Origin of the sequence: Paenibacillus violae (assembly GCF_032461945.1) — a bacterium.
Classification (GTDB): domain Bacteria; phylum Bacillota; class Bacilli; order Paenibacillales; family NBRC-103111; genus Paenibacillus_E; species Paenibacillus_E violae.
The window spans coordinates 67,510-92,417 of the sequence record NZ_JAWCUD010000013.1 but is presented as its reverse complement, the minus strand read 5'-3'; the positions used below and the strand labels follow the sequence as shown (position 1 = coordinate 92,417).

25 protein-coding genes are annotated in these 24,908 nt (G+C 46.6%); 21 read left to right on the top strand and 4 right to left on the bottom strand.

Going from position 1 to position 24,908, the window contains the following annotated elements:
• Nucleotides 1–47 precede the first annotated feature (47 nt).
• The 13 genes from RQP52_RS29800 to RQP52_RS29740 all read left to right on the top strand — a co-directional run bounded on the left by RQP52_RS29800 (nt 48) and on the right by RQP52_RS29740 (nt 10,911).
• Complete coding sequence (locus tag RQP52_RS29800; RefSeq protein WP_315955198.1) at nt 48–221, top strand: hypothetical protein; 174 nt, start codon at nt 48–50, stop codon at nt 219–221.
• Between the two features lie 115 nt (nt 222–336).
• Complete coding sequence (locus RQP52_RS29795) at nt 337–906, top strand: DUF1802 family protein (RefSeq protein ID WP_315955197.1); 570 nt, start codon at nt 337–339, stop codon at nt 904–906.
• Between the two features lie 166 nt (nt 907–1,072).
• A complete protein-coding gene (sufC, locus tag RQP52_RS29790; RefSeq protein WP_315955196.1) occupies nt 1,073–1,903 on the top strand; it encodes a Fe-S cluster assembly ATPase SufC in 831 nt (276 codons plus the stop codon).
• Nucleotides 1,904–1,960: 57 nt separating this feature from the next.
• The gene (sufD, locus tag RQP52_RS29785; RefSeq protein WP_315955195.1) at nt 1,961–3,256 is read left to right on the top strand and encodes a Fe-S cluster assembly protein SufD; all 1,296 of its coding nucleotides are present in this window, start codon (nt 1,961–1,963) and stop codon (nt 3,254–3,256) included.
• Complete coding sequence (locus RQP52_RS29780; RefSeq protein WP_315955194.1) at nt 3,253–4,479, top strand: cysteine desulfurase; 1,227 nt, start codon at nt 3,253–3,255, stop codon at nt 4,477–4,479. The genes sufD and RQP52_RS29780 overlap by 4 nt, the downstream gene beginning before the upstream one ends.
• Nucleotides 4,466–4,900, top strand: a complete 435-nt coding sequence (gene sufU, locus RQP52_RS29775) for a Fe-S cluster assembly sulfur transfer protein SufU (RefSeq protein WP_127458394.1) — start codon at nt 4,466–4,468, stop codon at nt 4,898–4,900. Before RQP52_RS29780 ends, sufU begins: the two co-directional genes overlap by 14 nt.
• A gap of 66 nt (nt 4,901–4,966) precedes the next feature.
• Nucleotides 4,967–6,364 carry a Fe-S cluster assembly protein SufB gene (gene sufB, locus RQP52_RS29770; RefSeq protein ID WP_127458395.1) on the top strand — a complete coding sequence of 466 codons (1,398 nt, stop codon included), beginning with the start codon at nt 4,967–4,969 and terminating at the stop codon, nt 6,362–6,364.
• A 161-nt stretch (nt 6,365–6,525) separates the two neighbouring features.
• Nucleotides 6,526–7,635 carry a C40 family peptidase gene (locus RQP52_RS29765; RefSeq protein ID WP_315955193.1) on the top strand — a complete coding sequence of 370 codons (1,110 nt, stop codon included), beginning with the start codon at nt 6,526–6,528 and terminating at the stop codon, nt 7,633–7,635.
• Between the two features lie 119 nt (nt 7,636–7,754).
• The gene (locus tag RQP52_RS29760; protein WP_127458397.1) at nt 7,755–7,976 is read left to right on the top strand and encodes a hypothetical protein; all 222 of its coding nucleotides are present in this window, start codon (nt 7,755–7,757) and stop codon (nt 7,974–7,976) included.
• Nucleotides 7,973–8,674, top strand: coding sequence for a hypothetical protein (locus tag RQP52_RS29755; RefSeq protein WP_315955192.1), 702 nt, complete (start codon nt 7,973–7,975; stop codon nt 8,672–8,674). Before RQP52_RS29760 ends, RQP52_RS29755 begins: the two co-directional genes overlap by 4 nt.
• A 4-nt stretch (nt 8,675–8,678) precedes the next feature.
• Complete coding sequence (locus RQP52_RS29750; protein ID WP_315955191.1) at nt 8,679–9,875, top strand: glutathionylspermidine synthase family protein; 1,197 nt, start codon at nt 8,679–8,681, stop codon at nt 9,873–9,875.
• On the top strand, nt 9,872–10,525 hold the full coding sequence (locus RQP52_RS29745) for a signal peptide protein (RefSeq protein ID WP_315955190.1): 654 nt from the start codon (nt 9,872–9,874) through the stop codon (nt 10,523–10,525). Before RQP52_RS29750 ends, RQP52_RS29745 begins: the two co-directional genes overlap by 4 nt.
• Entirely contained in the window at nt 10,522–10,911 is a 390-nt protein-coding gene (locus RQP52_RS29740; protein WP_127458400.1) for a DUF350 domain-containing protein, read from the top strand. The genes RQP52_RS29745 and RQP52_RS29740 overlap by 4 nt, the downstream gene beginning before the upstream one ends.
• 8 nt (nt 10,912–10,919) lie before the next feature.
• Here RQP52_RS29740 and RQP52_RS29735 read toward each other — a convergent pair whose 3' ends face one another.
• From RQP52_RS29735 to RQP52_RS29725, 3 genes are read right to left on the bottom strand one after another with little or no spacing between them, the layout of a single operon-like run.
• On the bottom strand, nt 10,920–11,963 hold the full coding sequence (locus RQP52_RS29735) for an HD-GYP domain-containing protein (RefSeq protein WP_315955189.1): 1,044 nt from the start codon (nt 11,961–11,963) through the stop codon (nt 10,920–10,922).
• A gap of 46 nt (nt 11,964–12,009) precedes the next feature.
• The gene (locus RQP52_RS29730; RefSeq protein WP_379173825.1) at nt 12,010–13,083 is read right to left on the bottom strand and encodes a ThiF family adenylyltransferase; all 1,074 of its coding nucleotides are present in this window, start codon (nt 13,081–13,083) and stop codon (nt 12,010–12,012) included.
• A 12-nt stretch (nt 13,084–13,095) separates the two neighbouring features.
• Complete coding sequence (locus RQP52_RS29725) at nt 13,096–13,797, bottom strand: molybdenum cofactor biosynthesis protein (RefSeq protein ID WP_315955187.1); 702 nt, start codon at nt 13,795–13,797, stop codon at nt 13,096–13,098.
• A gap of 130 nt (nt 13,798–13,927) precedes the next feature.
• Between RQP52_RS29725 and RQP52_RS29720 the strand changes: the two genes are divergently transcribed.
• The 8 genes from RQP52_RS29720 (at nt 13,928) to ytvI (ending at nt 23,980) form a co-directional block, all read left to right on the top strand.
• The gene (locus RQP52_RS29720; RefSeq protein WP_315955186.1) at nt 13,928–14,398 is read left to right on the top strand and encodes a molybdopterin-binding protein; all 471 of its coding nucleotides are present in this window, start codon (nt 13,928–13,930) and stop codon (nt 14,396–14,398) included.
• Nucleotides 14,395–15,843: a bifunctional metallophosphatase/5'-nucleotidase gene (locus RQP52_RS29715; RefSeq protein ID WP_315955185.1), complete on the top strand. Its 1,449-nt coding sequence runs from the start codon at nt 14,395–14,397 to the stop codon at nt 15,841–15,843. The genes RQP52_RS29720 and RQP52_RS29715 overlap by 4 nt, the downstream gene beginning before the upstream one ends.
• 103 nt (nt 15,844–15,946) lie before the next feature.
• Complete coding sequence (locus RQP52_RS29710) at nt 15,947–16,762, top strand: undecaprenyl-diphosphate phosphatase (protein WP_315955184.1); 816 nt, start codon at nt 15,947–15,949, stop codon at nt 16,760–16,762.
• A 116-nt stretch (nt 16,763–16,878) separates the two neighbouring features.
• Nucleotides 16,879–18,012 (top strand): HD-GYP domain-containing protein, encoded by a 1,134-nt coding sequence (locus tag RQP52_RS29705; protein WP_315955183.1) that lies wholly within the window; start codon nt 16,879–16,881, stop codon nt 18,010–18,012.
• Between the two features lie 65 nt (nt 18,013–18,077).
• Entirely contained in the window at nt 18,078–20,306 is a 2,229-nt protein-coding gene (locus RQP52_RS29700) for an MMPL family transporter (protein WP_379173773.1), read from the top strand.
• A 118-nt stretch (nt 20,307–20,424) separates the two neighbouring features.
• Entirely contained in the window at nt 20,425–21,552 is a 1,128-nt protein-coding gene (yfkAB, locus tag RQP52_RS29695) for a radical SAM/CxCxxxxC motif protein YfkAB (protein ID WP_315955181.1), read from the top strand.
• Nucleotides 21,553–21,581: 29 nt separating this feature from the next.
• Nucleotides 21,582–22,919 (top strand): hemolysin family protein, encoded by a 1,338-nt coding sequence (locus RQP52_RS29690; protein WP_127458409.1) that lies wholly within the window; start codon nt 21,582–21,584, stop codon nt 22,917–22,919.
• A 14-nt stretch (nt 22,920–22,933) separates the two neighbouring features.
• Entirely contained in the window at nt 22,934–23,980 is a 1,047-nt protein-coding gene (gene ytvI, locus RQP52_RS29685) for a sporulation integral membrane protein YtvI (RefSeq protein ID WP_315955180.1), read from the top strand.
• Nucleotides 23,981–24,067: 87 nt separating this feature from the next.
• Here the strand turns inward: ytvI and RQP52_RS29680 are convergent, their stop codons facing one another.
• Nucleotides 24,068–24,754: a C40 family peptidase gene (locus tag RQP52_RS29680; RefSeq protein WP_315955179.1), complete on the bottom strand. Its 687-nt coding sequence runs from the start codon at nt 24,752–24,754 to the stop codon at nt 24,068–24,070.
• Nucleotides 24,755–24,908 lie beyond the last annotated feature (154 nt).

Genomic DNA, 24,908 nt, shown 5'->3' with positions numbered 1-24,908 from the left:
GATACTTCGTTATACTGGTACCAAATTCGCTTTCGGAGGATCTTATGATGATGAAAATCCTGAATGTGCTGCTGGTAATGGCCGCGTGCTTTTTCTTGTTATTCATGGCTTTCGAGGCGGAGTCTCCCGGGAAGAATCAAGACCCAAATCCGATGAAACAGAATCAAACACAGTTTGCCCGTATACAACAATCGTATTACGCCGAAGATGTAAATAAGTAGACTTAGGGATGGCCTGAGAGCCATCCCTTTCTTTTCGTCCTTCAAAGTGTGTTGTTTTGCTTCTCCAAATTCCTTATAATAAATGGATTATTGGGAGAACAAGGAGTTGGCGTCGGTGGAAAAACCAAAAGCCCTGAAAGAATGGGCTTCGGCTATCAAAGCACTGGAAGACGGCACACAAATTTTTATTATGCGCAAAGGGGGTATTGTTGAAGAAACGAGGGATTTTCAAGTCGAATCGAATGATTTTTTTCTTTATCCTACTTACGAGCACCAGAGAAAAGAGTTACTCAAGGAAAGTTATCGAAACGTGATTGACGAAACCTTGGTCGGTTGGCGTGCGCAGGATGATCAGGTCACAATCCGTTCGTATGCCCGGATGATCGAGGATATTGAGATTAGTGATGGAGAGCTGCTGCATAAGCTTCATCCTTATCACATTTGGACGGAAAATTTCACGGAAGAAAGATTGAAGTGGAAGCGTAAAAATCCGCTGCATCTCATGCTTTTAAGAGTATATAAACTGGCAGAACCCTTACATATTCCAATTGAGCAAGCCTATATTGGCTGTAAATCATGGATTGAGCTTGGGACCGAAACACCGCCCGAATCCTCGCTAGTACCGGTTTTGAGCGATAAGGATTTTGCTGCAGAGGTTGCTGAAATCAAGCGAGCTTTGTTTTAAAAAAATGGTTTCATTTTCACAGAATGCCCATCTTTTTCAAGCAATTGCCCTTTCTTGATTTGACATAGTAAGTTATAATAGAATTATTCTAATGAGAATCAATGATAATCATATTATGATTATCGTTTTATCTAGAACATTTAAACATTATGGAGGCTTAATGAAAATGGCAAACTCACCAACATTTACAATAGACGGTCTTAGAGCGAACGTCGAAGGAAAGGAAATTTTGAAAGGGCTGAGCCTTGAAATCAAAGGCGGAGAAGTTCATGCCATCATGGGGCCGAACGGTACTGGTAAAAGTACGCTTGCATCCGCGCTGATGGGTCACCCGAAATATGAAGTCACAGAGGGGACCGTTACTTTAGAGGGCGAAGATGTTTTGGAAATGGCGGTTGACGAGAGAGCACGCGCTGGCTTGTTCCTGGCTATGCAGTACCCAAGTGAAATCACGGGTGTAACAAACGCTGACTTCTTGCGCAGTGCAATCAACGTGCGTCGTGGCGAAGGCAACGAGATCTCCCTGATCAAGTTTATCCGCCAAATGGAAGCGAAAATGAAACAACTTGAAATGAACCCTGAGTTCATGCACCGTTACTTGAACGAAGGTTTCTCCGGCGGTGAGAAAAAACGTAACGAAATTCTGCAAATGCTTTTGCTTGAGCCTAAATTCGTTATTCTTGACGAAATTGACTCCGGTCTGGATATCGATGCTTTGCGTATCGTTGCTGAAGGCGTTAACGCTATGCGCAGTGAAGAACGCGGCTTCTTGATCATTACGCATTACCAACGTTTGCTTAACTACGTTAAACCTGATTTTGTACATGTTATGATGCAAGGTCGCATCGTGAAGTCCGGTGGTCCAGAGCTAGCTGAGCGTCTGGAAGCGGAAGGTTACGATTGGATCAAAGAAGAACTCGGCATCGTGGACGAAACAGTTGGCCAAGACGAGGAAGAATTCAAAATCCCAATGAACACGACTGCGCCGAAGTACTAAAGAGAGGAGAGACTTTGATCTTAGGGTCAAAGGTCCTTATATATTAGGAGGAATACCATGAGTACTCAAACACAACTTTCCATAGATTCTAATGCTGTCATCGAGCTCTCCCGCAGCAAGCAGGAGCCGGAGTGGATGACTGCCCTTCGTACAGAAGGGTTGGCGTTAGCGAATTCTTTGGAATTACCTACGCTTGAAAAGACAAGAATTGATCGTTGGAGCATTTCCTCCTACGGTTCCTATAAAACGCAAGCCCCTCTAACTTCCCTTGAGTCTTTACCGGAAGTTGCCCAAGGTCTGACGAATTCAGATAATCTGATCGTTCAACGCAACTCCGGAGTTGTGTTCAGCCAGGTTTCCGAAGAGCTCAAGAAGCAAGGTGTTATTTTCACTGATTTGGAAACAGCAATTCGTGATCATGCCGATCTGGTGAAGCCTTACTTCATGAAAGCTGTCGAAGCGAACGAAAATCAAGTGACAGCTCTTCACGCTGCGCTTTGGAACGGTGGTATTTTCATCTACGTGCCAAAAGACGTTCGTGTGGATGTTCCGCTTCAAGCGCTGTTTGTTACGGATGATGCTGAAGCTACATTCGCTCCGCACGTGCTGATCGTTGCAGAGCAATTCAGCTCTGTTTCATACGTGGATAACTTCGTATCCTCCCTATCGAGAGCTGAGCTCGTACAAAACGGTATCGTTGAAGTGTTCGCGAAGCCGGGTTCACGTGTAAATTACGCATCCGTTCACAATTTTGAGGAGTCCGTTACGGACTTAACTTACCGCCGCGCTATCCTGGATAATGATGCTAGCATCGCGTGGGTAGTTGGAGAAATGAACTACGGGAATACAATGTCGGATACGACGTCTATTCTTAAAGGCAAAGGTTCTGACTCCGATGCCAAAGTGATCTGTGTGGGTACGCAAGAGCAGAAGCTTAACTTAACAACACGCGCTGTTCACTGGGGCAAAGCTTCAACGAGCGATATGATTACGCGTGCTGTTATGCGAGATGGCGCAACGGCAATCATCAACGGGATTACGAAGATCGAAAAAGGAGCTCAAGGCTGTAACGGTCAACAAACGGAGAAAGTGTTGATGCTTAGCCCGAAAGCTCGTGGAGACGCGAACCCGATCCTTCTTATCGATGAGGATGATGTTAAAGCAGGCCATGCTGCGAGTGTTGGTCAAGTGAATGCCGAGCAAGTGCATTACCTGATGTCCCGTGGTATTACCAAAGAAGAAGCTCAGCGCTTAATCATTTACGGATTCTTGGCGCCAGTCGTTTCCGAAATTCCGATTAAAAGCGTTGAAGAACAGCTGCAAAGCTTAGTGGAGAGGAAGCTGGGACAATGAAAACAGCCGAGATACGTGAACTTTTTCCCATTCTAAAACAAGAAGTGAACGGTCATCCACTGGTGTATTTGGACAGCGCTGCTACATCCCAGAAGCCCATTCAGGTGATTGAGGCACTCAAGCATTATTATGAATGGGACAATGCGAACGTACATCGCGGTGTTCATACCCTAGGTTCCCGGGCTACAGATGCGTACGAAGGAGCACGAGCGAAAGTCGCTAAGTTCATCGGCGCATCCAGTGAGCAAGAAATTATTTTCACCAGAGGCACGACAACAGCTATTAATATTGTGGCGAGCAGCTATGCCAAAGCGGTATTGCGCGAAGGCGACGAAATCGTCCTCACGCCAATGGAACATCACAGCAATTTGATTCCATGGCAGCAAGCCGCTAAGGCAACAGGCGCCACTTTAAAATATATTCCTTTACAGCCCGACGGATCGATTTCCCTAGCAGATGTAGAGAACACGATTACAGACCGTACCAAGATCGTTTCGGTTGTTTATGTGTCTAACGTGCTGGGTGTTATCAACCCTGTCAAAGAGATCGCCCAAATTGCCCACAAACATGGCGCAAAAATGGTGGTTGACGGCGCACAAAGCACACCGCATATGAAAGTGGATATGCAGGATTTGGATTGCGACTTTTATGCGCTTTCCGGACATAAAATGTGTGGACCAACCGGAATTGGGGCATTGTATGGCAAGAAGGCCTTGTTGGAAAACATGGAGCCCGTTGAGTTTGGCGGCGAGATGATCGATCATGTGGATCTGTATGAATCGACATGGAAGGAACTGCCTTGGAAGTTCGAAGGCGGAACGCCAATCATCGGAGGGGCTGTTGCCCTTGGCGCGGCGATTGATTTCCTGCAAGAAGTCGGCATGGACAATATTTTCAAACATGATATTCAGCTCACGAATTATGCGATGGAACGTATGACGCAGATCGAGGATCTGACTGTCTATGGACCAACTAGCAACCGTGCGGGACTTGTTACGTTTAACTTGGGTGATGTTCATCCACATGACGTGGCAACGGTTCTGGATGCAGAGGGAGTAGCTATTCGTGCAGGCCATCACTGCGCTCAGCCTCTGATGAGATGGCTTGAAGTAAGCAGTACGGCTCGTGCAAGCTTTTATCTATACAATACAGAAGAAGATATTGACCGTCTTGTGATGGCCTTACAAAAAACAAAGGAGTACTTCGGCCATGCAATTGGATGATTTATACCGTAGAGTCATTATGGATCACTATAAAACACCTCGTAACCGGGGGAAATTTGAGTCTGGTGAAGCGGTCACCATCGATCTGAACAATCCAACTTGCGGTGACAAAATTTCGCTGCAAATGCTGGTGGAAGACGGTGTCGTGAAACAGGCAAAATTCACAGGTGAAGGCTGTTCGATCTCGCTGTCTTCCGCATCCATGATGACGGATGCCGTCAAAGGCAAGACGATCGAAGAGGCGCTGAAGATGGCCGAAGATTTTTCCGGCCTGATGAAGGGCGAATCTGTTGAATTTGAATATGAAGATATAGAGGCTTTATCCGGGGTGAATAAGTTCCCCGCGCGGATCAAATGCGCAACCCTGGCATGGAACGCTCTTCGCAAAGGTATTGAACATACCCAAAAGACCGATAACTAACGCATTTAGCGATCGCATAGAACTTGTTATTGATCTGTAACCCAAAACGCTAAGGAGGAAATAACCATGGCAAAACAAATGCCAGATCTCGAAGATTATAAGTATGGTTTCCGAGATGAGCACAAATCGATTTTCCAGTCGGGAAAAGGTTTGACTCGTGAAATCGTTGAAGAAATCTCCAGAATGAAAGGCGAGCCGGATTGGATGCTGGAATTCCGTCTGAAATCCTTGGAGCAATTCTTCAAAATGCCGATGCCTCGTTGGGGCGGCAACATGGATGATCTTGACTTTGATGACATCCAGTACTATGTGAAACCGTCCGAGAAACAAGGGAAAACATGGGAAGAAGTTCCTACCGAAATTAAAGAAACATTCGATAAGCTGGGTATTCCGGAAGCAGAACAAAAGTTCCTTGCCGGCGTATCCGCGCAATACGAATCCGAAGTTGTTTACCACAGCATGCAAAAGGAACTCGAAGATCAAGGCGTTATCTTCACAGATACGGATACAGCTCTTCGTGAACACCCTGAGCTGTTCAAAAAGTACTTCGGTACTATCATCCCGCCAAGCGATAACAAATTCGCTGCTCTAAACAGTGCGGTATGGTCCGGTGGATCCTTTATCTACGTACCAAAAGGCGTTAAATGTGAAGTTCCGTTACAGGCTTACTTCCGTATTAACTCCGAGAACATGGGTCAATTCGAGCGTACATTGATCATTACGGATGAAGAAAGCTTTGTGCACTACGTAGAAGGCTGTACAGCTCCTATCTACAGCACAAACTCGCTTCACAGTGCGGTTGTTGAGATCGTATGTCTCAAAAACTCCCGTGCTCGTTATACAACGATCCAAAACTGGGCACCGAACATCTACAACCTCGTTACAAAACGTGCAGTTGCAGAAGAAGGCGCTACAATGGAGTGGGTCGATGGTAACATCGGTTCCAAACTGACCATGAAGTACCCGGCAGTTGTATTGAAAGGCCGCGGCGCAAAAGGAATGGTTCTTTCCATCGCTGTAGCCGGCAAAGGGCAACACCAAGATGCAGGCGCGAAAATGACGCATCTGGCTCCGGATACAACATCAACAATCGTATCCAAATCGATCTCCAAACACGGCGGTAAAGTAACATACCGCGGTCTGGCTTCCTTCGGACGCAACTCCCAAGGATCCAAAGCGAATATCAAATGTGATACGTTGATTCTCGATAACGAGTCAACATCCGATACAATTCCTTACAATGAAATCATGAACGATAACATTACGCTTGAGCATGAAGCTACGGTTTCCAAGGTTTCTGAGGATCAATTGTTCTACCTCATGAGCCGTGGTTTGACGGAAGCAGAAGCAACGCAAATGATCGTTATGGGCTTCATTGAGCCATTCACCAAAGAACTTCCAATGGAATATGCCGTGGAAATGAATCGTCTCATCAAGTTCGAGATGGAAGGTTCGATCGGTTAAGATTTGACGAAGCGTGCCCGAGTGTATCGGGTGCGCTTTTTTTGTGCGCCTGCTTTCCAACATGCTCCATGCATTTCTAGACTTGGCTGGCGTATATTTATTTCCCACAATTCTCACCCTATAAAGGATCATAATGTGTCCTAAAGGAGAGAAGTGAAGGTATGTGGAAAAGGCTGAAACTTGCAGCAATCGGGAGTATGGCAGTCGTCCTTGCGACAACAACGGCTTGTGGGAAGGATAATGCGACCCCTAATAACTCAGCGCCAACGCCGAACGGAGTGACACAATCAGGTGCAGGAACAGCGATGCCGCACAGCTTGTCGCAAGCAGGTAACGGGATAACCAAATTAGGCAATGACGATGCAGTTTTACCCATTAAAGTGATCAACAATGTAAAATATGTAGCAGCCAATCAACTCATTCAAACCTTGAAGTTTCAATCCGAGTGGGAAGCAGGAGCACAGAAGCTGCTAATTGGCGATAATGATGCGAGTTTTGAATTATCGGCAAATTCCAAAAAGGCGATGAAAGACGGAGCAGAGATCCATGTAGGAGAACCTTTCGTCAAAGAAGGCGATGCCCTCTACTTGCCGGTCTCGGCCATAGCGGACTTATTTCAAGACGAGATGTCGTATGATGTCAGTGGCAATCAATTGAACATACATCCTTCGTCCGATGCTCAGCTTGAGAATGAAGATTCTCCTGACCCTAGCGCGGATATACCTGAGCTTGCATTTGCAGACGATCCGAATGATCCTTTCAAAGGCGACACAATGCATGGAACGAACCCAGCCTCATTGGGAATACACCTTCACGACGATCTAGAGGCATGGGCATCTTCCGGAGAGAAAGCAATTCCGGTTCTGAAAAATATCAATATTAATGCGTTGATTAACAAAGGTGAGCAGTATGAAGGGGTTAAATATAAATTTGGCACAGGTCCCTATCCTCAAACCGGAAAATTTGATTGCTCAACTTTTACCCAATACGTTTATGGGAAATACAGCGTTAAACTTCCAAGATTGGCCCGCGAACAAGCAGCTGTGGGGAATTTGGTTAGCCGCAAATCGTTGCGGAAAGGGGATTTGATGTTTTTCTATGTCCCCGGCCGCTTTAAAACAAATAAAAAGGTTGGACATGTGGGTATCTATATTGGTAATAAGAGAATGCTTCATGCCTCTCCAGAGCCGAAGAATGGCGTTCAGATCAGTAATATCGATAAAGCGTACTGGAAAAAAACATTTCTTCGAGCAAAACGTGTTGTAACTTAAAGCTTTCAAGTCTATCCTTTAGGGGTAGGCTTTTTTTTATTTTTGGTCATTATGAAACAAAAGGTCGGCTCATGCGTTTTATCTAATATGAAGTCATCGATGAAGGAGGAGGAAACCGAATGACAATTACACTTTTCGAAAAATTAGCCGATGGACAGCTTTTGAAAATTAGTGAACGTCCCTGGGACGAAAAGCTGATGCAGGCATTAGATGCAGCGAATTATGTGCTCATTGGCGGCAAGGAATATGAAATGATTGAAGGAAGACTGAATTTAGATTTGAATGTGTTTGAGCTTCTATTAGTTGCAATTGGTTCTGAAGGGGGAGGGAACAAGCAGTGAAAAGACCGCTCAAGGTATTTTCAGCTTCTATAAGTCTGATATTAGTCGGACAACTGCTGCTGTTGCCAGTCAATGCCGCGGAGACGCCTGCACCGAATACAGCCTCTTCCAAGTTGGTCGAATGGTCGAACGATGAAGTGAAAGCTTATTATGACCCAGCCGTTGACTGGAATCTACCTGTTCCTCCGGCAGCAGGCGCAGCATCGCCATCGCCTTCTCCAACACCGACTGCAGGCAGCGGTTCAACGGGAGGCAGCACGGCCCCTATCATTGTTAATAACTATGGTGGAGGCAGCGGGTTTGGATGGGATGATTTGCTGCTCTATCATCTTATTTTTAACAGCCCAAGTCCTTATTCCTCAAGCAGCTGGGGGAGCAGTCATCGTTCTTATTACTATCGTTCTAATACCCCTTATGTGACAAAAACATATCAACCAAGCTCGTTCTCCAATCGATCAACGACCAAAGCGCCAACGACATCAAGCGGAACGGGAACTTTTACCACCAATAAGTCATCTTCATCTAACACAAAGTCGGGGACTACAGGGAATACAGGAAGCACAGGGAATACAGGCTCCGTTAGCAGCTCGGGCACGAGCAGCGGCACAACTTCCAGCTCGAAGTCTACATCGACTTCAACGGGCAGCATTGGCGGCAAATCGAGCGGTTTCAGCTCCTCTTCCAGCTCAGGAGGTTAACATTGTGGTATTCGAAGTCGTAGGCACGCCAGCTCTGGATAGAGAGCACCGAGTTCAACAACTATATGAGCTTGGCTTCACATGGGCTAATCTGGAAGATGAAGCGTACTGGATTGATCAGATAGTCCTTATGGAACAATCAACATATAATGAGCTAATTCTCGCGGCAAATGCTTTGTGGCGCGTCTTTGATAAAGCTGTTCGCTACGTGAAAGGGAACAGGTTGTTATACCAGCAGCTGTCGATTCCCGAAGTGCTTTGGGATGGACTTGATCGGCTGGAGCTGAATGACATAGGGGTCATAAGCCGCTATGCAAGATTTGACTTCACCGTGGATCAGCAGGGCGGAATCAAGCTCTTAGAACTAAATGCGGACACTCCTACCGGCTATGTGGAAGCAGCAATCGCGACTCCATGGTTGTGTGAGCAAAAAGGTTATGCCTCCCCGAACACGGAGATGAAGGACCTAGTCCGTGCTGCGTGGGACATTGAGGCGCCCGATTTCGCAGCATGCATAGCCTATGGTCAGCATGCCGAAGATACAGGGACGATTGATGCGCTCGTTGCTCATAGCGGGAGAAATATGACGTGTGTCGATTGTCTGGATTTGTGGATTGACGAGGGAATAGTCAAGGTAGGAGAACAACAGAAGATTTCTCGTATGTTCGCGCTGTATCCAAAAGAATGGATGGGTGTTGACGACGGGGGAGAGGCACTCTCTTATGCGATTGAAGAACAATTCATCGAATTGTTTAATCCTTTGCATGCCGTTATCTTGCAATCCAAAGGGCTGCAAGCCATTGTCTGGGGACTACACATGGATAACGCAGCGTTGTTCACCGCGGATGAGCATAAGGCGATAGCTGCTTATATGCTGCCTACCTATTTTTCTCCGGAGTTGTCAGGGGATTATGTGTCCAAATCGATGTTTGGAAGAGAAGGAGGCTCCGTTGAGCTTTATGACGCTGAGGGGGAGCTCGAAGTCAAAGACGAAGTCGGCTTTGATACGAGTGTCTTTTTTAAACGCATCTATCAGCAAAGAGCAGACTTGCCCGAGTTAACTTTTACGCACGGAAACAGGCATTTATTAACAGGGCTGTTTGTATTGAACGGAACACCTTGTGGCCTTTTAGGGCGAGCCGGCGGGAAGATTACAGGTAATGCAAGTCAATTTGTACCGATTGGAGTGAAAACACCTTGAAACAAAGACGATTCTGGCTTATGGCGTCCATTGTCCTGGTCGTCATTCTGATGATCTGGGGCATTAGCAGCCTGTTCAATAAAAAGCCTTCGGTCTTAAGTAAACCGGCTGTTGGAAGCTCGGCAGCGACAAATGTTAGCGGCATGAATGGCGATGTGCCTTGGGATTATCAGGTGCAGCAAGCAAAAGTCGGTGATTTGCTCGACGGAGATATGGTTTTGCTGCCGAACAACGAGCGCATATCGAATGATCAGAACTTTGCGACCGGCGATCAAATCTACGTGCTTAGCTATATGCAGGCCACGATGACAACGAGCAGTCAAGGGAAGAATGACGTGACACTTTCGCAATGGAAACCGATTAAGACGTTCAAAACCAAGGAAGAAGCCGATAAAGATTTGGCAGAGCTGAAAGTTGAAATTAAGACGGATGTGAAGCTGATCGGTGTTTATAAAACGGAGTTGGATGGCAAATTCCGCTATTTCGCAGTGGCAGATCTGCCGACAGGGCAAAAAGTGAAACAGCCAATCCCTGAGGATCGTTATGCAAGCTTTAAAAACAAGAAAGAAGTTCAGGTTATTTTAGAGGAAGTACACGATTACAGCAATTATGATCAATCTATGGCGAAGTTCCGGGGGTGGGCAGAATGATAGTATTAAATATTGTGATTAGTTTATTTGTCATAGTCCTGCTGCAATTTGCAGGGATGTATGTCTTTAGTTTAATGACGCCCTACCGCGATATGGAAGAAATAAACAAAGGAAATGTAGCCGTCGGAATCACGATGGGCGGTAAGTTTGTAGCAACTGCCATCGTACTGGCGATTGCCGCATACAGCAATTCATCGATCTGGCACATGAGCTTGTGGTTTGCGGTAGGTTACGTCTGTTTGTTAGCGACTTACTGGGTGTTTGATTGGTTAACGCCTGGCGTAAAGCTATCCGATCAGTTAAAAGACGGAAATGTAGCCGTCGGCACATTGCTGGCTGCTGTATATATCGGTATTGCACTAGCAATAAGCTCTCTGATCATCTAAAAGAGCGGCTAAATCGCAATACTTGCAATTTCGACGTCGCGAAGCTGCGAAAGATCCAGGAATTGATTATTGATTTTGATTAGCGGGCGGAAAAAGTCGGTAGGATTGGTCATGACGATTGTACCGACTCGTCCGTCGCTAAGGGACACTTTTTTCCCAATAAAGTTAGGAATCATGTTCCGAATAAATACCTGCGTGATTTTCGGATCAAGCTGTCCAAAGCTCATCCGGTGAAGCTCCTTAAGAACGAATAAGAGGTCACGCTTATCTTGGTATACGCGCTTGCTGATCATAGCGCTATAAACGTCTGCAACGGCAACAATGAGTGAATAACTATGTATTTCCGTACTTTTTTTACGTAACGGATAGCCAGTGCCATCCAAGCGCTCATGATGTTGTAGAGCTACGAGCGCCAGCGTGTTTTCTTTCAAAGAGTTTTTGATGATTTCGTACCCGAAGATGGTATGTTTTTGAATCTCATTGAACTCGTCATTCGTTAACTTGCCAGGTTTAAATAAGATTTCCTGGGAAATCTTACATTTTCCTACATCGTGTAAATAGCCGGCTTTGCCAATGGTAAGAGCTTCTTTTTCACTCTTGTTCATCCATTTGGCAATATAGTAGGAGAGCATCCCGACTTGTACACTATGCTGAAACGTGTAATCATCTTGGCTGGTTAATGAAAGAAGCAAGGAAACGACGTCATTTTCTTCCTCAAAGCTTGCGATTAGAGGATTGAAAGCGGATTCTATCATCTCGTTGGAAAGAGCATCCCCGCTTTTAGCAGAATGGAATATGTCTTTAATGCCAGTAATGCAATCATGAAAAGAATTTATATGAGCCAGCTTTACTTTCGGTGATTCCGCCGGCTCACTTTCTATTTCGTTAACCCTCGGCGCAATATCCACATATTCCACATTATGGCGATTAAGCATCATGATGTCGCTCGCATCAACCACGGTACCTGCTGATAGAAGATGAAGTCCTTTTGTATTGTAGGAATCGGAAATCAGTTTATCACCAACAATTAGTTCAAGTACGTGTATATGCATTGAAATTCCTCTCCCAGTCCTATATTCGTGTAGGTATATTGTAATACTACATCCCTATATAACGGCTGTAAAGACTTTTGGCTTGAATTAAATCATCCGTTCCTTGAACAAGGACGCGACCGTCCGGGAAAATAACCATGTACAAATCCGGGCCGGCCTGGAACTTCAAGAGGAAGCGATTTCGCTCAACCGTGCCTAGTGGTTTCAAGCGTTCTTCCCAGTATTCAAGCGGCTTGGCAGCAGGCAGAACAGGATGGATCTGAACCGAATTGCGACCGCATAAGGATTGAATGGTATCGCTATCCATGTCAGTCTCCAAGTAGTCGTAGTGCTTATTGGAACAGGCCGGGCAATCTGCTTTTAGGGCGCCGGTCACGTTAATCGCGGAGTGCTGATTGAACCAAAGGTCCCACTGCTGCATCCTGAGATTCAGCTGCTCAGTAGCCCCAACTAGCAGTTTAAGAGCTTCAGTTGCTTGGAATGAAGCAACGACATGGATAATTCCGCCTATTACGCCTGCTGTATCACAGGTTTCTGTCGTGCCGGCAGCGGGAGCTTGGGTGAACAAACAACGCAGACATGGCGTCTGTCCCGGGAGAATCGTCAAAGAGACGCCTCTTGAGGCAACGGCACCGCCATAAATCCAGGGAATCCCCAATTTGATACTCACATCGTTGATAAGGAAACGGACGGAGAAGTTATCCGTACCGTCTAAAATTAAATCTACATCCCCTAACAAGTCTTCGGCATTCGTGGCGTTGAGATCCATGACATGAGGTTCGATTGTGACCAGGGAGTTGACCAACTGCAATCGTTTGGCTGCTGCAATAGCCTTAGGAGTCATTGTCGCCGCATCTTCTTCGTCGTACAACATTTGCCGTTGCAGATTGCTAGCTTCTACAAAATCGCGATCAATCAAGCGAACATATCCTACCCCGGCGCGCACCATATGATTGGCAAGCACTGTACCAAGAGCACCCATACCAACGATGGCGACACGGCTGCCGATCAGTTTACGCTGCCCTTCCAAACCGATAGGGGAGAACAGCACTTGTCTTGAATAACGCGCATCTACACCATTTTCCTGTTCCGTATATAAAAAGGTATCCACGTAAGTCATCTCCAATTTCATCTATTCCGTTCTTGTTGTTTGAAGCGGGTTCCAAGGGCCTGTTTGACTGCCCTTCCATTCCGATCCATCTTCCCAAATTTCCTTTTTCCATATGGGTACAATTTGTTTCAATCGTTCTATGGCGTAGCGGCTTGCTTCATAGCAGCTTTCACGGTGAGGGGAAGAAACGGCAATCACGACGCTGGCTTCCGCAATAGCCACCTTGCCCAGACGGTGGGTAATCGCACTAAGCGTTCCCGGCCAACGGTCATTGATTTCTTGACCGATCGTTTCCATTGTTTTGATCGCCATAGGCACATAGGCTTCATACTCCAAGAGGACTGTGCGCTGCCCATGCGTCATCTCTCTCGTTGTCCCAATGAAAAGGAGTGAAGCTCCATGATTGGGATGGTTTACTTTGGCGGCAACTTGTCCGGCATCTATCGAGTCGTAGGTTATTTCGTATAAGACGGGCTGTCCTCCGGACACTGGCGGTATGAGAGCAAGCTCATCAGCCGCAGTGACCCAATCGCTTTCGCCTGCGTAAGCTTGATTTTTAGCGAAAAAACATGTTTGCAGCTGTGACGCTGCAGCCGGATGCTTATCCGTGATCAGTCTTCTAAGATCCTCGATGGCAATGGCATCTTGATCAATGGTTATATGTAGGACGGAAGTCCCGAAAAGTTCAACAAGTCCTGCGAAAAGTTGGATGTTTATATTCACAATTTTGCTCCTAAATGCTTAGTGTGAGATTCCCTTACAGCATATCATATTTTGACCAAGGAATGGTATAATGGATAGGGCCTTGGGAAAAGCAAAAATGAGCTTATCGGATGAAAGGAGAATGGTCAGGATGGAAGCAGATTTACGCATACAAGTGTCAGACCCCCATCTAACAAATGAAACATTTACTGTACAAGAACTCGTTGATCTGGCGGAGATGAAATTGGCGCTTGAGGACCGTGTTCCGAACGTTTCAGGGGATGCCTTTGATTTAAAAGCATGGTATCGCAGCTGGAAAGCCAGCCGTGGCGGACAAGCTGAAAGCGAGCCTACGCATGTAAAGGTCGAAGCTGTTGATGAATTTCAGGCGTTAATGTCGTGGTCGGAAGTCGACTCAGCTCTTATTCTCTACGCTCAAGACGATGAACCTTTGAAGAAGGGGTACCCGATCCGCCTATATGTGCCGGATGGAAGCAGTGAATGCCTCAATGTCAAAAGCGTTGTACATATCTGGTTTCTTCATGATGCTACACTAGGCGAAGAGGCCACCTTTGGATTTAAAAATAAAGTAACGCTCGATGAGTTGAAAATCAAAAAATGAGACGACTCCTAATTTTACATACGAATGATTTGCACAGCCATTTTGAGATGATGCCCAAAATTAGCGCCTATTTTAACCAAGTCCGCCGGGACTGGCCATCCGATCAAGTGTTGACGCTGGATATTGGCGATCATATGGACCGAATGAGCCCGGAGACAGAAGGCACCAATGCCATTGCCAATGTGGAGATTATGAACGCAACTGGTTATGATGCGATGGTTCTTGGCAATAACGAGGGGCTGACGTTTACGCCTGACTTTCTAAGAAGTGTTTTCATAGAGAATGCGCGCTTTCCTGTTCTTGGAAGTAATATTTACGAAAGAGCAACCCACTTGACTCCGAGCTGGCTGCTGCCTTCTTTGACAATTGAAAAGTCCGGCTTGAAGATCGGAATTATCGGCGTGACAGCGGCTTATCCAGCTTATTATGAGCTACTCGGTTGGGATGTAACGGATCCTTACGAAGCTGTGAAGACGCTGACGGAGCAGCTGCGCCCGCATACGGACCTCATCGTGGTCATGTCGCATCTCGGTCTGCCGATGGATCGACGCCTAGCGGAAGGGATCGAGGGCATCGATGTGATCCTTGGCGGCCACACGCATCATGTTCTGGAGGAGCCGCTCCTGATCAGCGGCACTTATTTGGCTGCGGCCGGCAAGTTCGGGCAGTATGCCGGCCACATCGAGCTGGCCTATGATCCGGCGCAACGCCGGATCGCCCAGTTCCAGAGCCGCGTCGTCCCGATGACGGCGGACAGCGAAGATGACAGCAGCGTAGCCGCGCTGCTGGACCGCTTTCGCATCGCCGGCGCAGCGGCGCTGGATGAAGAAGTGGCGCAGCTGCGGGAACCGCTGCGCCTGGATTGGTACGGCGAATCCCCGCTTGGCAACTTGCTTGCCGCCGGGATTCGCCGCTGGACCAGCGCCGATATCGGGCTGGTCAACAGCGGCCAACTCCTTCAGGGACTGAAGGAGGGGCGCTTGACGCGCGGCAGATTGCTGGACATCTGCCCGGGGCCGATCAATCCGTGCCGCATGCTGCTTAGCGGCGCGGACTTGCTGCAGGCGCTCGAGGAGTCGCTGCTGCCTGAATTCATGGAGAAGCCGATTCGGGGACTCGGCTTCCGGGGCGAAGTGCTGGGCGCGCTTAGCGTCGACGGCCTCACTGTCGAGTGGGACAGCTCGCGCGCGCCTTATGAGCGTATCCTCGCCGTGCATGTAGGCGAGGAGCCTTTGGACCTTGGCCGTGATTATGTCGTGGGCACGATCGATATGTTTACGTTCGGATCGGGCTACTTATCCCTAAGCCGTGGGAAAGACGTGGTGTACATGCTGCCGGAGTTTATCCGTGACGTGCTGGCCCGCGAAGTTACGGATCATGAGGCGATGGCAGACAGCCACAAAGCAAGATTTATTGACAAAATGTCCTTCGATACGAAGGGATAGACTCGCGCTTTTCGTCAATAAAGTTGTCAGATCATACATGTTCCAAGTAAAATAAATAATTGGACAGGAGTCCGACCATAAACTCTACCTTTAGGGGGAAACCATGCATACTATTTTTGAAGCGATCATTATCGGGATCGTAGAGGGATTGACCGAGTTTTTACCGGTATCCTCAACAGGACACATGATTTTGGCGCAAAGTTTGCTCAATACGCAAAACGACGAAGTGATGAAAACCTTTGATTTTGTTATTCAGCTTGGGGCCATTATGGCTGTCGTCATTATTTATTGGAAACGAATCTTATCGCTGTTTGGCTTGGTGAAAAGAAAAAGCGAGAGCAGAAGCGGGAAAAAACTGAATCTGCTGCATATTCTTATCGGTATTATCCCTGCAGGAGTCATCGGCGTATTGTTTAATGATGTTGTAGATGAGAAGTTGTTTAATTCAACGACGGTCGTTATCGGGCTTATTCTTGGCGGTATTTTGCTCATTATTGCAGAGCAGAAGAAAGGGAGACCGAGCACTGAGGTATTGGATGACTTAACTTACCGCCAAGCCTTCTTTATCGGCTTATGGCAGCTTGTATCAATCTGGCCAGGATTCTCTCGTTCCGGTTCCACAATTGCAGGGGGGATGCTCTCCGGCGTTAGCCGTGCAGCTTCTGCAGACTTTACGTTTATTATGGCAATCCCGATTATGTTCGGAGCTTCCGGTGTCTATTTCTTGAAAAACTATGAAGCTCTTTCTTCCAATGACTTCGCATTTTTCGCAGTAGGGTTTGTAGTAGCATTCATCGTAGCTCTATTAGCGGTTGTTTCTTTCATTAAGTTTGTCCAAAACATGAAATTGACCTATTTTGCCTACTATCGTTTCGCAGTAGCCATTGTATTTGCCCTTTATATGTTTTTAAGTAAATAATCTTTGAAATAAAGTAGCGAACCGCGTCGAAAGATGCGGTTTTTTATGTTGAACTTTTAGGTGAAATCTATTACATTTAGATAGATAATAACGTTCAGCTACTCGGGGGTCCTTACATGCTGTTAATGCCGATCAACAAGTGTCATCCTGGAATGAGGCTGGCAAAGAATATTTACAACGAAGATGGTATGGTTCTGCTCGCTGTTAACGTTGAGCTAACACAGAGACTAATCGATCGGCTATTTTCATATGGTATCGACTATATTTATATCTCAGATTCCCGAACCGATGACGTTATTCAAGTCGATATTATTCAAGATGAAACGCGAAGCAGAGCTGTTCACGAAATTCGGCATACCTTTAAGAGAGTCATGGAAGATTCGAACAAACGTGGAGCTGTCAGCTACTATGATATCGGTCGCAACTTTCGTGATGTGATGAACATGATTATTGATGACCTTAGTGCTCATCAAGGTGCAATGGTCATGTTAAACAATATGAATATCAAAGATAATTATTTATTCCAGCATTCAGTGAATGTTAGTATATATGCAATTATGCTCGGCATTAGTTATGGATACAGCCGTGAAAAGCTGGAGACGCTTGGACTTGGCGCTCTGCTTCATGATATTGGAAAGACCAAAATTCCACTAGGCATTCTGCGCAAGCCTTCTCAGTTGACTAGTGATGAATTCAAGGAGATGAAAAATCATACCACGTATGGTTTTCAAATTCTGAAGGATGAACCGAACATCCCGTTGTTGTCAGCGCATTGTGCTCTGCAGCATCATGAACGGATTAATGGAAGCGGGTATCCGCGAGGTTTGCAAGGCCCGGATATTAATGAGTTTGCGAGATGGATCGGTTTAGTGGATTCCTACGACGCTATGACAACTACGCGTGTATATCGCAGGCCGTTATTGCCTCATGAAGCGATGGAACAGCTTTTTGCAGGTTCAGGCACGATGTATGATCAAAGCCAAATTGCTTTATTCCGCGATAAAATTGCCATATACCCGCTCGGTATCACCGTGAAATTGAACACAGGCGAATTCGGGATTGTCTCCAAATTAAACTTAACGGTTCCGCAAAGGCCGGTCGTTCGCATTCTGCAGGATGAAGCAGGCAGAGAACTCAAAGAGCCGTATGAAATCGATCTCTCCATCAAGCATTCCATCCTCATTTCCGAAATCGGTGAAATTAAAATCGAAGAACTTGACACGGAATCGGGTATGCCAACCCTACTTTGAGATAAAATATAAGATAACAAACATGAAGAACCTGGGATCCCAGGTTCTTTTTGCAGATCAGGGGGATGTGTGTGAGAGAATCAGCGGTGAAAGGGAAATTTTGGAGATGGGGATATGCCATGCACCGTTATCGCTGGCTAGTCCTTACGCTTTGCGTGCTATTGCTCCTTAGTTTCGCGCTATTTGCACAGAAAACACCCGGCATACTCAAAGATAATGGTTTTACGCCAAAAGGAAGCGAGTCGGATCTCGGTCTCATCCAGCTGCGGGATGAGCTTGGCGTACCACTTACGACGATCAATCTGGTCTATACAGGGGATGGCCTCGATATGACCAAGCAAGAGCAGCAGCAAGCCATCATGGATTCACTCAGTGAGTTAAAAAAGCTGCCTTATGTAGAAAATGTGAATTTCGTTGCTGCACCTAGAAATGAAGGGCATTTAAATGTCCAGGCAGTGAACGTTTCGCTGGATCTGGACACGGATCCGGCGCTGGAGAAATACCCCGAGTTGAAGGAACGTGTGCAACCTCCCGTTGGCATGAAGGTTTATGTAACCGGGGGCCCTGCTATTTTGCATGATATGCAGGAAGCGAGCAAACATGATATTGCCAAATCGGAAGCCATTGGCCTTCCCATCGCGCTTATCGTATTGTTAATTGTTTTTGGAACGTTAGTCGCGGCGCTGCTGCCAATGATCGTGGGACTCATGAGCGTTACGCTTACGCTCGGAATTACCTATTTTATTGCCCAGCATCAGTCCTTATCGAATTTTCTCCCCAATATGGTGACGATGTTGGGACTTGCCGTCGGCATTGATTATGCCTTGTTCCTGGTTAGCCGTTTCCGGGAGGAACTGAAAGTTCAACCCAATGTGGCTGAAGCGGTGGCCATGACTTGCCAGACCGCTGGGAAATCGATTTTCTTCTCCGGCATTGCGGTACTGATTGGATTATTGGGCATGCTGTTCGTGGATCTCACGTTTTTTCGCTCCTTGTGTTTAGGCGGGATCATTGTCGTATCCATATCGGTTGTTGTCGCCAACACGATGCTGCTTGCGCTTCTGGCGGTGCTCGGCAAGCGAATTAATTCGCTTCAGGTGCTGCCTAAGCGCTTCCGTAAGCAGGAATCGTCACGATTCTGGGAAAAGATTGCTTATGGTGTGATGAAGCGCCCGGTTCTGCTTGTCATTCTGGTTGGGGGTGCTTTGATCTATGCGATGACTCCCATTGGTCAGATGAAGCTGAGTGTGCCCAACGCCGAGGTGCTGCCTCCTAACTATGAGTCGCGTTATGGATCCGACTTGCTTAAAATGGCTTATGATCCACGGATGACGGGACCCATTCAAATCGTCGTACATACAGGCGATGACATATGGGAAGAGTCTGCGATCCGTCAAATTCGGGCGTACGGGGATAAAGTGAAAGGCGTTTCGGGAGTGAAAGAAGTTCAAAGCTACCTCAGCTCGCTAGGACAACATACGGATGCAGAATTAGCAGGTATGCTGAAAGCTCCAGGAGTTAAAGAGCAGATCGAAGGGAGCAAGCTGGCGAAGGGACATACTGCGCTGCTAGTTGTTGTGCCTGAGAAAGACCCGGATGATCCTTCGACCGATGAGCTTGTACGGAAGCTTCGCGCCTTGGAGTTAGAGGGTCTGGATGTAGCGGTCACTGGCGGACCGGCTTACCGGCTTGATATCATCGATCGCATTCAAGATGAAATACCTTCCGTGCTTACTTTTGTCATGGGGATTACGTATATCGTCCTTTTGATTGCGTTCCGGTCCATTCTGCTGCCGCTGAAGGCTGTCCTAATGAATATGCTAAGTCTAGGGGCGAGTCTAGGGTGTGTGGTGTTAGTGTTTCAGCACGGTTATCTGGCAGATTTGCTGCATATCACGTCCATTGGTTATGTCAGCGCAACGCTGCCGGTTATTATTTTTTGCGTTGTGTTCGGCATCTCGATGGATTATGAAGTTTTCTTAATCTCCCGCATTATGGAGGAGTATGAAGCGAGCGGAGATAATGACAAAAGTACGGCGGAAGGGCTCAAAAAAACAGGCAGTTTGATTACAAGCGCTGCTTTCATTTTGGTGGTAGTCGTCGGTTCGTTTATCTTCACAGATATAGAAATCATGAAGGCGCTAGGTCTAGGTCTTGGCCTCGCGGTTCTCATTGATGCTACGATTGTTCGCGTTATGCTCGTTCCCGCTTTGATGAAGCTGCTAGGCAACGCGAACTGGTGGGCACCGAAGTGGTTGCGGGTGAAATCGCCGATCTCAGCGGAGAAACCGTAGCGAAAGACAAGGTGGTTTCCTTTTTTTCGCATCATAAGTTACAATAAAGGGCATAGGTATAGGCATGAAAAGAACAAATTGCAAGTGAATAGGAAATGATAGGTCAGGTGTGAACAGCATGAATATGAATGAAACACGCTCCTTTTTACCGGAGCTATCTCCCGCTTATGACCCTTGGGACCCGATTCGGTCTTATCGGCAATACGGGAAACACGTACTTACTAGTGTAGAGTTGACGATTACCAATCTGTGCAATATGCGCTGTGAGCATTGTGCCGTAGGCGATTCGTTAACGATGACGGAAGGGCCACGTATTCCCTTACCCGTTATTTTGAATAAACTGGATCAGGTAGAGCATTTGGAGACAATCAGTTTGACAGGCGGAGAACCTTCTTATCACATTAAGATTGTCAAAGATTACATGCTGCCCATCCTTAAATATGCACGCGAGCGGGGAATTCGCACTCAAATCAACTCGAACTTGACGCTCGACTTGGAGCGGTATGAGCTGCTTGCTCCGTATCTAGATGTTATGCATATCTCCTTTAATTACTTGAATGCTGACGATTTCCACCAAGTCGGTTTCGTTAATTCCCAGCATCCGGTAGGCCGTGAAACAGCGGTGCGTATGTATGAACGTATGGTGGACAATACGATAGCGCTAAGCAAAGGCGGATTGTACGTTTCGGCGGAATCCATGATTAACACGCGCACGCATGAGAAACTTCCGCAAATTCATAAGCTGATTGATGAAATGGGCTGCAAACGGCATGAAGTTCATCCGATGTATGCAAGCTCTTTCGCCTCACACTTGCCCATGGTTTCACTGGACGAGTTAAGAAGCAGCATTCATCGCTTGCTGGACAGTCGCAATCGCGATATGTGGATGTTATTCGGCACATTGCCGTTTTTTGCTTGTAATGAGCTCGAAGAGGACCGATTGCTGGTAAAAAGGCTTCGCGAAGAGCCGAATGTTACGGTCCGGAATGATCCGGATGGACGAAACCGCTTAAATGTGAGCACCTTTACCGGAGAGGTCTTCGTCACAGATTTTGCGAATGAACCGCCTCTGGGCAATATCCATGATGATCAACTGGATACGGTTTTTGCAAGATGGGAGCATAATCCCCTGAATCAAAAGGTAAATTGTTTCTGCAGCGCAGCTTCCTGCTGCGGCCCGAACTTGCTGGTGGCCGATTCGTATTATCGTTCCATTGATTTTAAAAGCCGACAAGCTATTATCTAATATCATCTATCTGAAGGAGATATCCGCACTTGCCACATACTTCCTTTGAAATTGGACCTATTGTTCTTAATCTGGTATTAGTAATTATCCTCGTTCTGCTGAATGGTTTCTTCGTTGCTGCTGAATTTGCGCTTGTCAAAGTGCGGCATTCCCGCATTCAGCAGCTGCTCAATGAAGGCAGCAGCAAAGCAAAGTATGCCGACAAAGTGACATCGGAATTAGATACCTATCTGTCAGCTACACAGCTCGGAATTACTTTAGCCTCATTAGGCTTAGGTTGGGTAGGGGAGCCGGCGGTTTCTGAGTTGATCATGGAGCCGCTCTTCCACATGCTTGGTCTTGAAGCATCTGTGTACACGCATGCGATATCTTTCATCTTCGCTTTTGGTTTCATTACCTTTCTCCATATCGTGCTGGGGGAACTGGCGCCTAAGTCCTTCGCGATTCAAAAGGCGGAATTAACCTCCCTATGGCTCTCAGCTCCGCTGCTGTACTTCTATCGCTTGTTTCGTCCGATCATCTGGGTGCTCAATGGTGCGGCCAATAAGTTCCTGTCCTGGATTGGCGTCGAACCCGCAAGTGAGCATGAGGCGGCGCATACCGAGGAAGAAATCCGCATTCTGATGGATGAGAGCGTGAAGAGCGGGCATATCGATCAGGATGAAATGGTGCTTTTTGATAATATTTTTGAATTCTCAGAGCGCATTGCAAGGGAGGTCATGCTGCCGCGGACCGATATGGATTGTTTGTATCTGGAGATGAGCTTTATCGAGAACCTGCGGATGGTTCATGAGACCAAACATACGCGTTACCCCGTCGCTGACGAGGATAAGGATCGAATTGTCGGATTCGTACATATTACCGATTTGTTTACGGCTGATCCTGATGTAGAGCACGAGATTAGTGAATTCATTCGACCTATTTTGAATGTGCCGGAATCGATGGAAGTAAGCCGTGTTTTGAAACTCATGCAAAAAAAACATTCGCAATTAGCGATTGTTGTGGATGAATACGGCGGTACCGCGGGTCTTCTTACTTTAGAGGACATTATGGAGGAAATCGTTGGTGAGCTGCACGACGAATTCGATATCGACGAACGGCCTGAAGTTGAGGTGAAAGATAAGTATACATCCGTTGACGGACGTGTGCTCATTGAAGATTTGAACGATATGCTCGATTTGGAGATTGAAGACGAGGATGTAGACTCTATAGGCGGATGGTTATTTAAGAAACTGGAAGGAGCCCCGGTTAAAGGTAAAAGGGTGGCTTCAGGCAATCATGTTTTTGAAGTTTCAGAGGTAGATCGATTGCGTATTGTACGTATACATATTACAAAAATCAACGTTATAAAGCCTGGAAATGAATAATCGGAGGAATTCCTATGTCGCTTAAGACGACACTAATCATAGTGCTTGGATTGCTGGTCCTATACGGATTTTTCACGATAGGGTTACCTTTCCTGCTTGCTTTGGTTACAGCTATCTTTTTGGATCCTCTAACGTTGCTGCTCGTGCGAGCTATGAAAGTAAACAGGTTGATCGCTGCGTCGATCATCAGTACTATTTTTACGCTGCTATTGATGGCTTTGTTCTATTTCATAGGGTTTAATGTCGTGACGGAAGTCATTGATCTGGGCCGGAAAGCCCCTAATTACATGGATGAAGTCAATAAATATGTCGATCAGGCCGTTAGCCAAACGCAGGTGTTCTATGATTCCTTGTCACCCGAAATGGCGGCACAGGTGCAAACGTGGGTGGAGCGAAGCACCGCAACGTTAACCGCAACGTTAACTGACATGTTGAGCGGGATTTCTGGATTTTTCCTGAATATGGCAGGCAAAATTCCGAATTTCTTTATCGTTATGATCGTCTACGTCATCGCTTTATATTTGTGCATGTTTAGCTTGTCGAAAATGAGAGTCGCGTTCCTGTCAATGTTCGAAGAACAGACGAGAATCAAAATGGAAGATGTCCTTGTGTATTTGCGAGAGGCTATTTTTGGATTCATTCGTGCGCAGCTCATCATGGCAATATTAACGTATTTGGTCACTTTCGTAGGCTTGCTGGTGCTTAGAGCGGAATATCCGTTAGCGATCTCTTTACTAGTGATGGTTATGGAATTCGTCCCTGTCATTGGTACGGGGCTGGTGTTCATCCCATGGCTGGCTTATCAGCTGTTAGTCGGGCATACGGGGATGGGAATTGGATTATTGGTCCTGTTCCTGGCCTTGACAATCTTCCGCCGCATTGTGGAGCCTAAGGTGCTGAGCGAAGCAGTAGGGATTAATGCCCTCGCCGCTTTAATAAGCTTGTACATTGGTTTTGAACTGTTGGGCTTAGCCGGTTTGTTCCTGGGACCTTTGGTCGTTATTATCTATCAGGCGATGCGGAAGGCCGGACTTTTGAAATTAAATATTAAGTTGGATTAAAAGCGCGGATGTATTGCTGCGTATCGTGAAAGTCCCTGTTAGCTGCCGTTTATGGCAGGAGCAGGGACTTTTTTTGTTGGAGAAAAACTAATATACGCGCTTAGCTCCCATATACTTAGGACCCCAATATGAGCTTGTCAGGCTTTGCGGGTAAATGCCTGCTGATCGTGTAGCGGATAGAAATTGCCCGTTCCCCAAATAGAAGCCTACATGGTCAATAACGCCGGGAGAGGCTATTGCGAAGAAAACCAGGTCGCCCAGCTGCAAATTAGCCTGACTTACGGATGAGCCCGTGTTATAAAGCTCCTGGGAGGTTGTTCGAACAGCTGGAATTCCATGCTTTTGAAACATGTAATAAATAAAGCCGGAGCAGTCAAAACCTTGTGGAGTCGCTCCGCCCCATAGGTAGGGGACATGCACAAAGTTCATCGCATCGTCCAGCAGCAGCCGCTTTTTTATCGAGTGGGAGATGCTGGTCTGGGTTGCGGTATCCACTACGCCGGTCGGAGCTAACAGATAGGCCTTTTGATAATCTTTAACAGCTTGAGCAGTGATTGTGCCGAAGTAACCGGTGATGGTTGGATATGTAAAATAACCAAGTGTTTTTAAATTGGATTGCAGAGTAGACACGGATGAACTTGTCATTCCTTGCGTTAAAGTCATGCTGCTTGTAGAAGCCGACGCCGCAGATGCAGGTGGTGCGGGAATAAGGCTATTTATTGTGACGCTTACAAGAATGGCTGCAGAAACAATGATTTGTTTAGATCTTGTCATTGTGATTTCCTCCAAGGTGTTAGATTGTGTAAGTCATGGTATCACATGGATTGTTCTTATTGTAAGCGCTCAAAGCGCCCTCTGACCATGAGGAAATATTGGAATATCTGTGATTTTGGTCAAGTTGTGCTGCATATACGTGGTTATAGGCCTC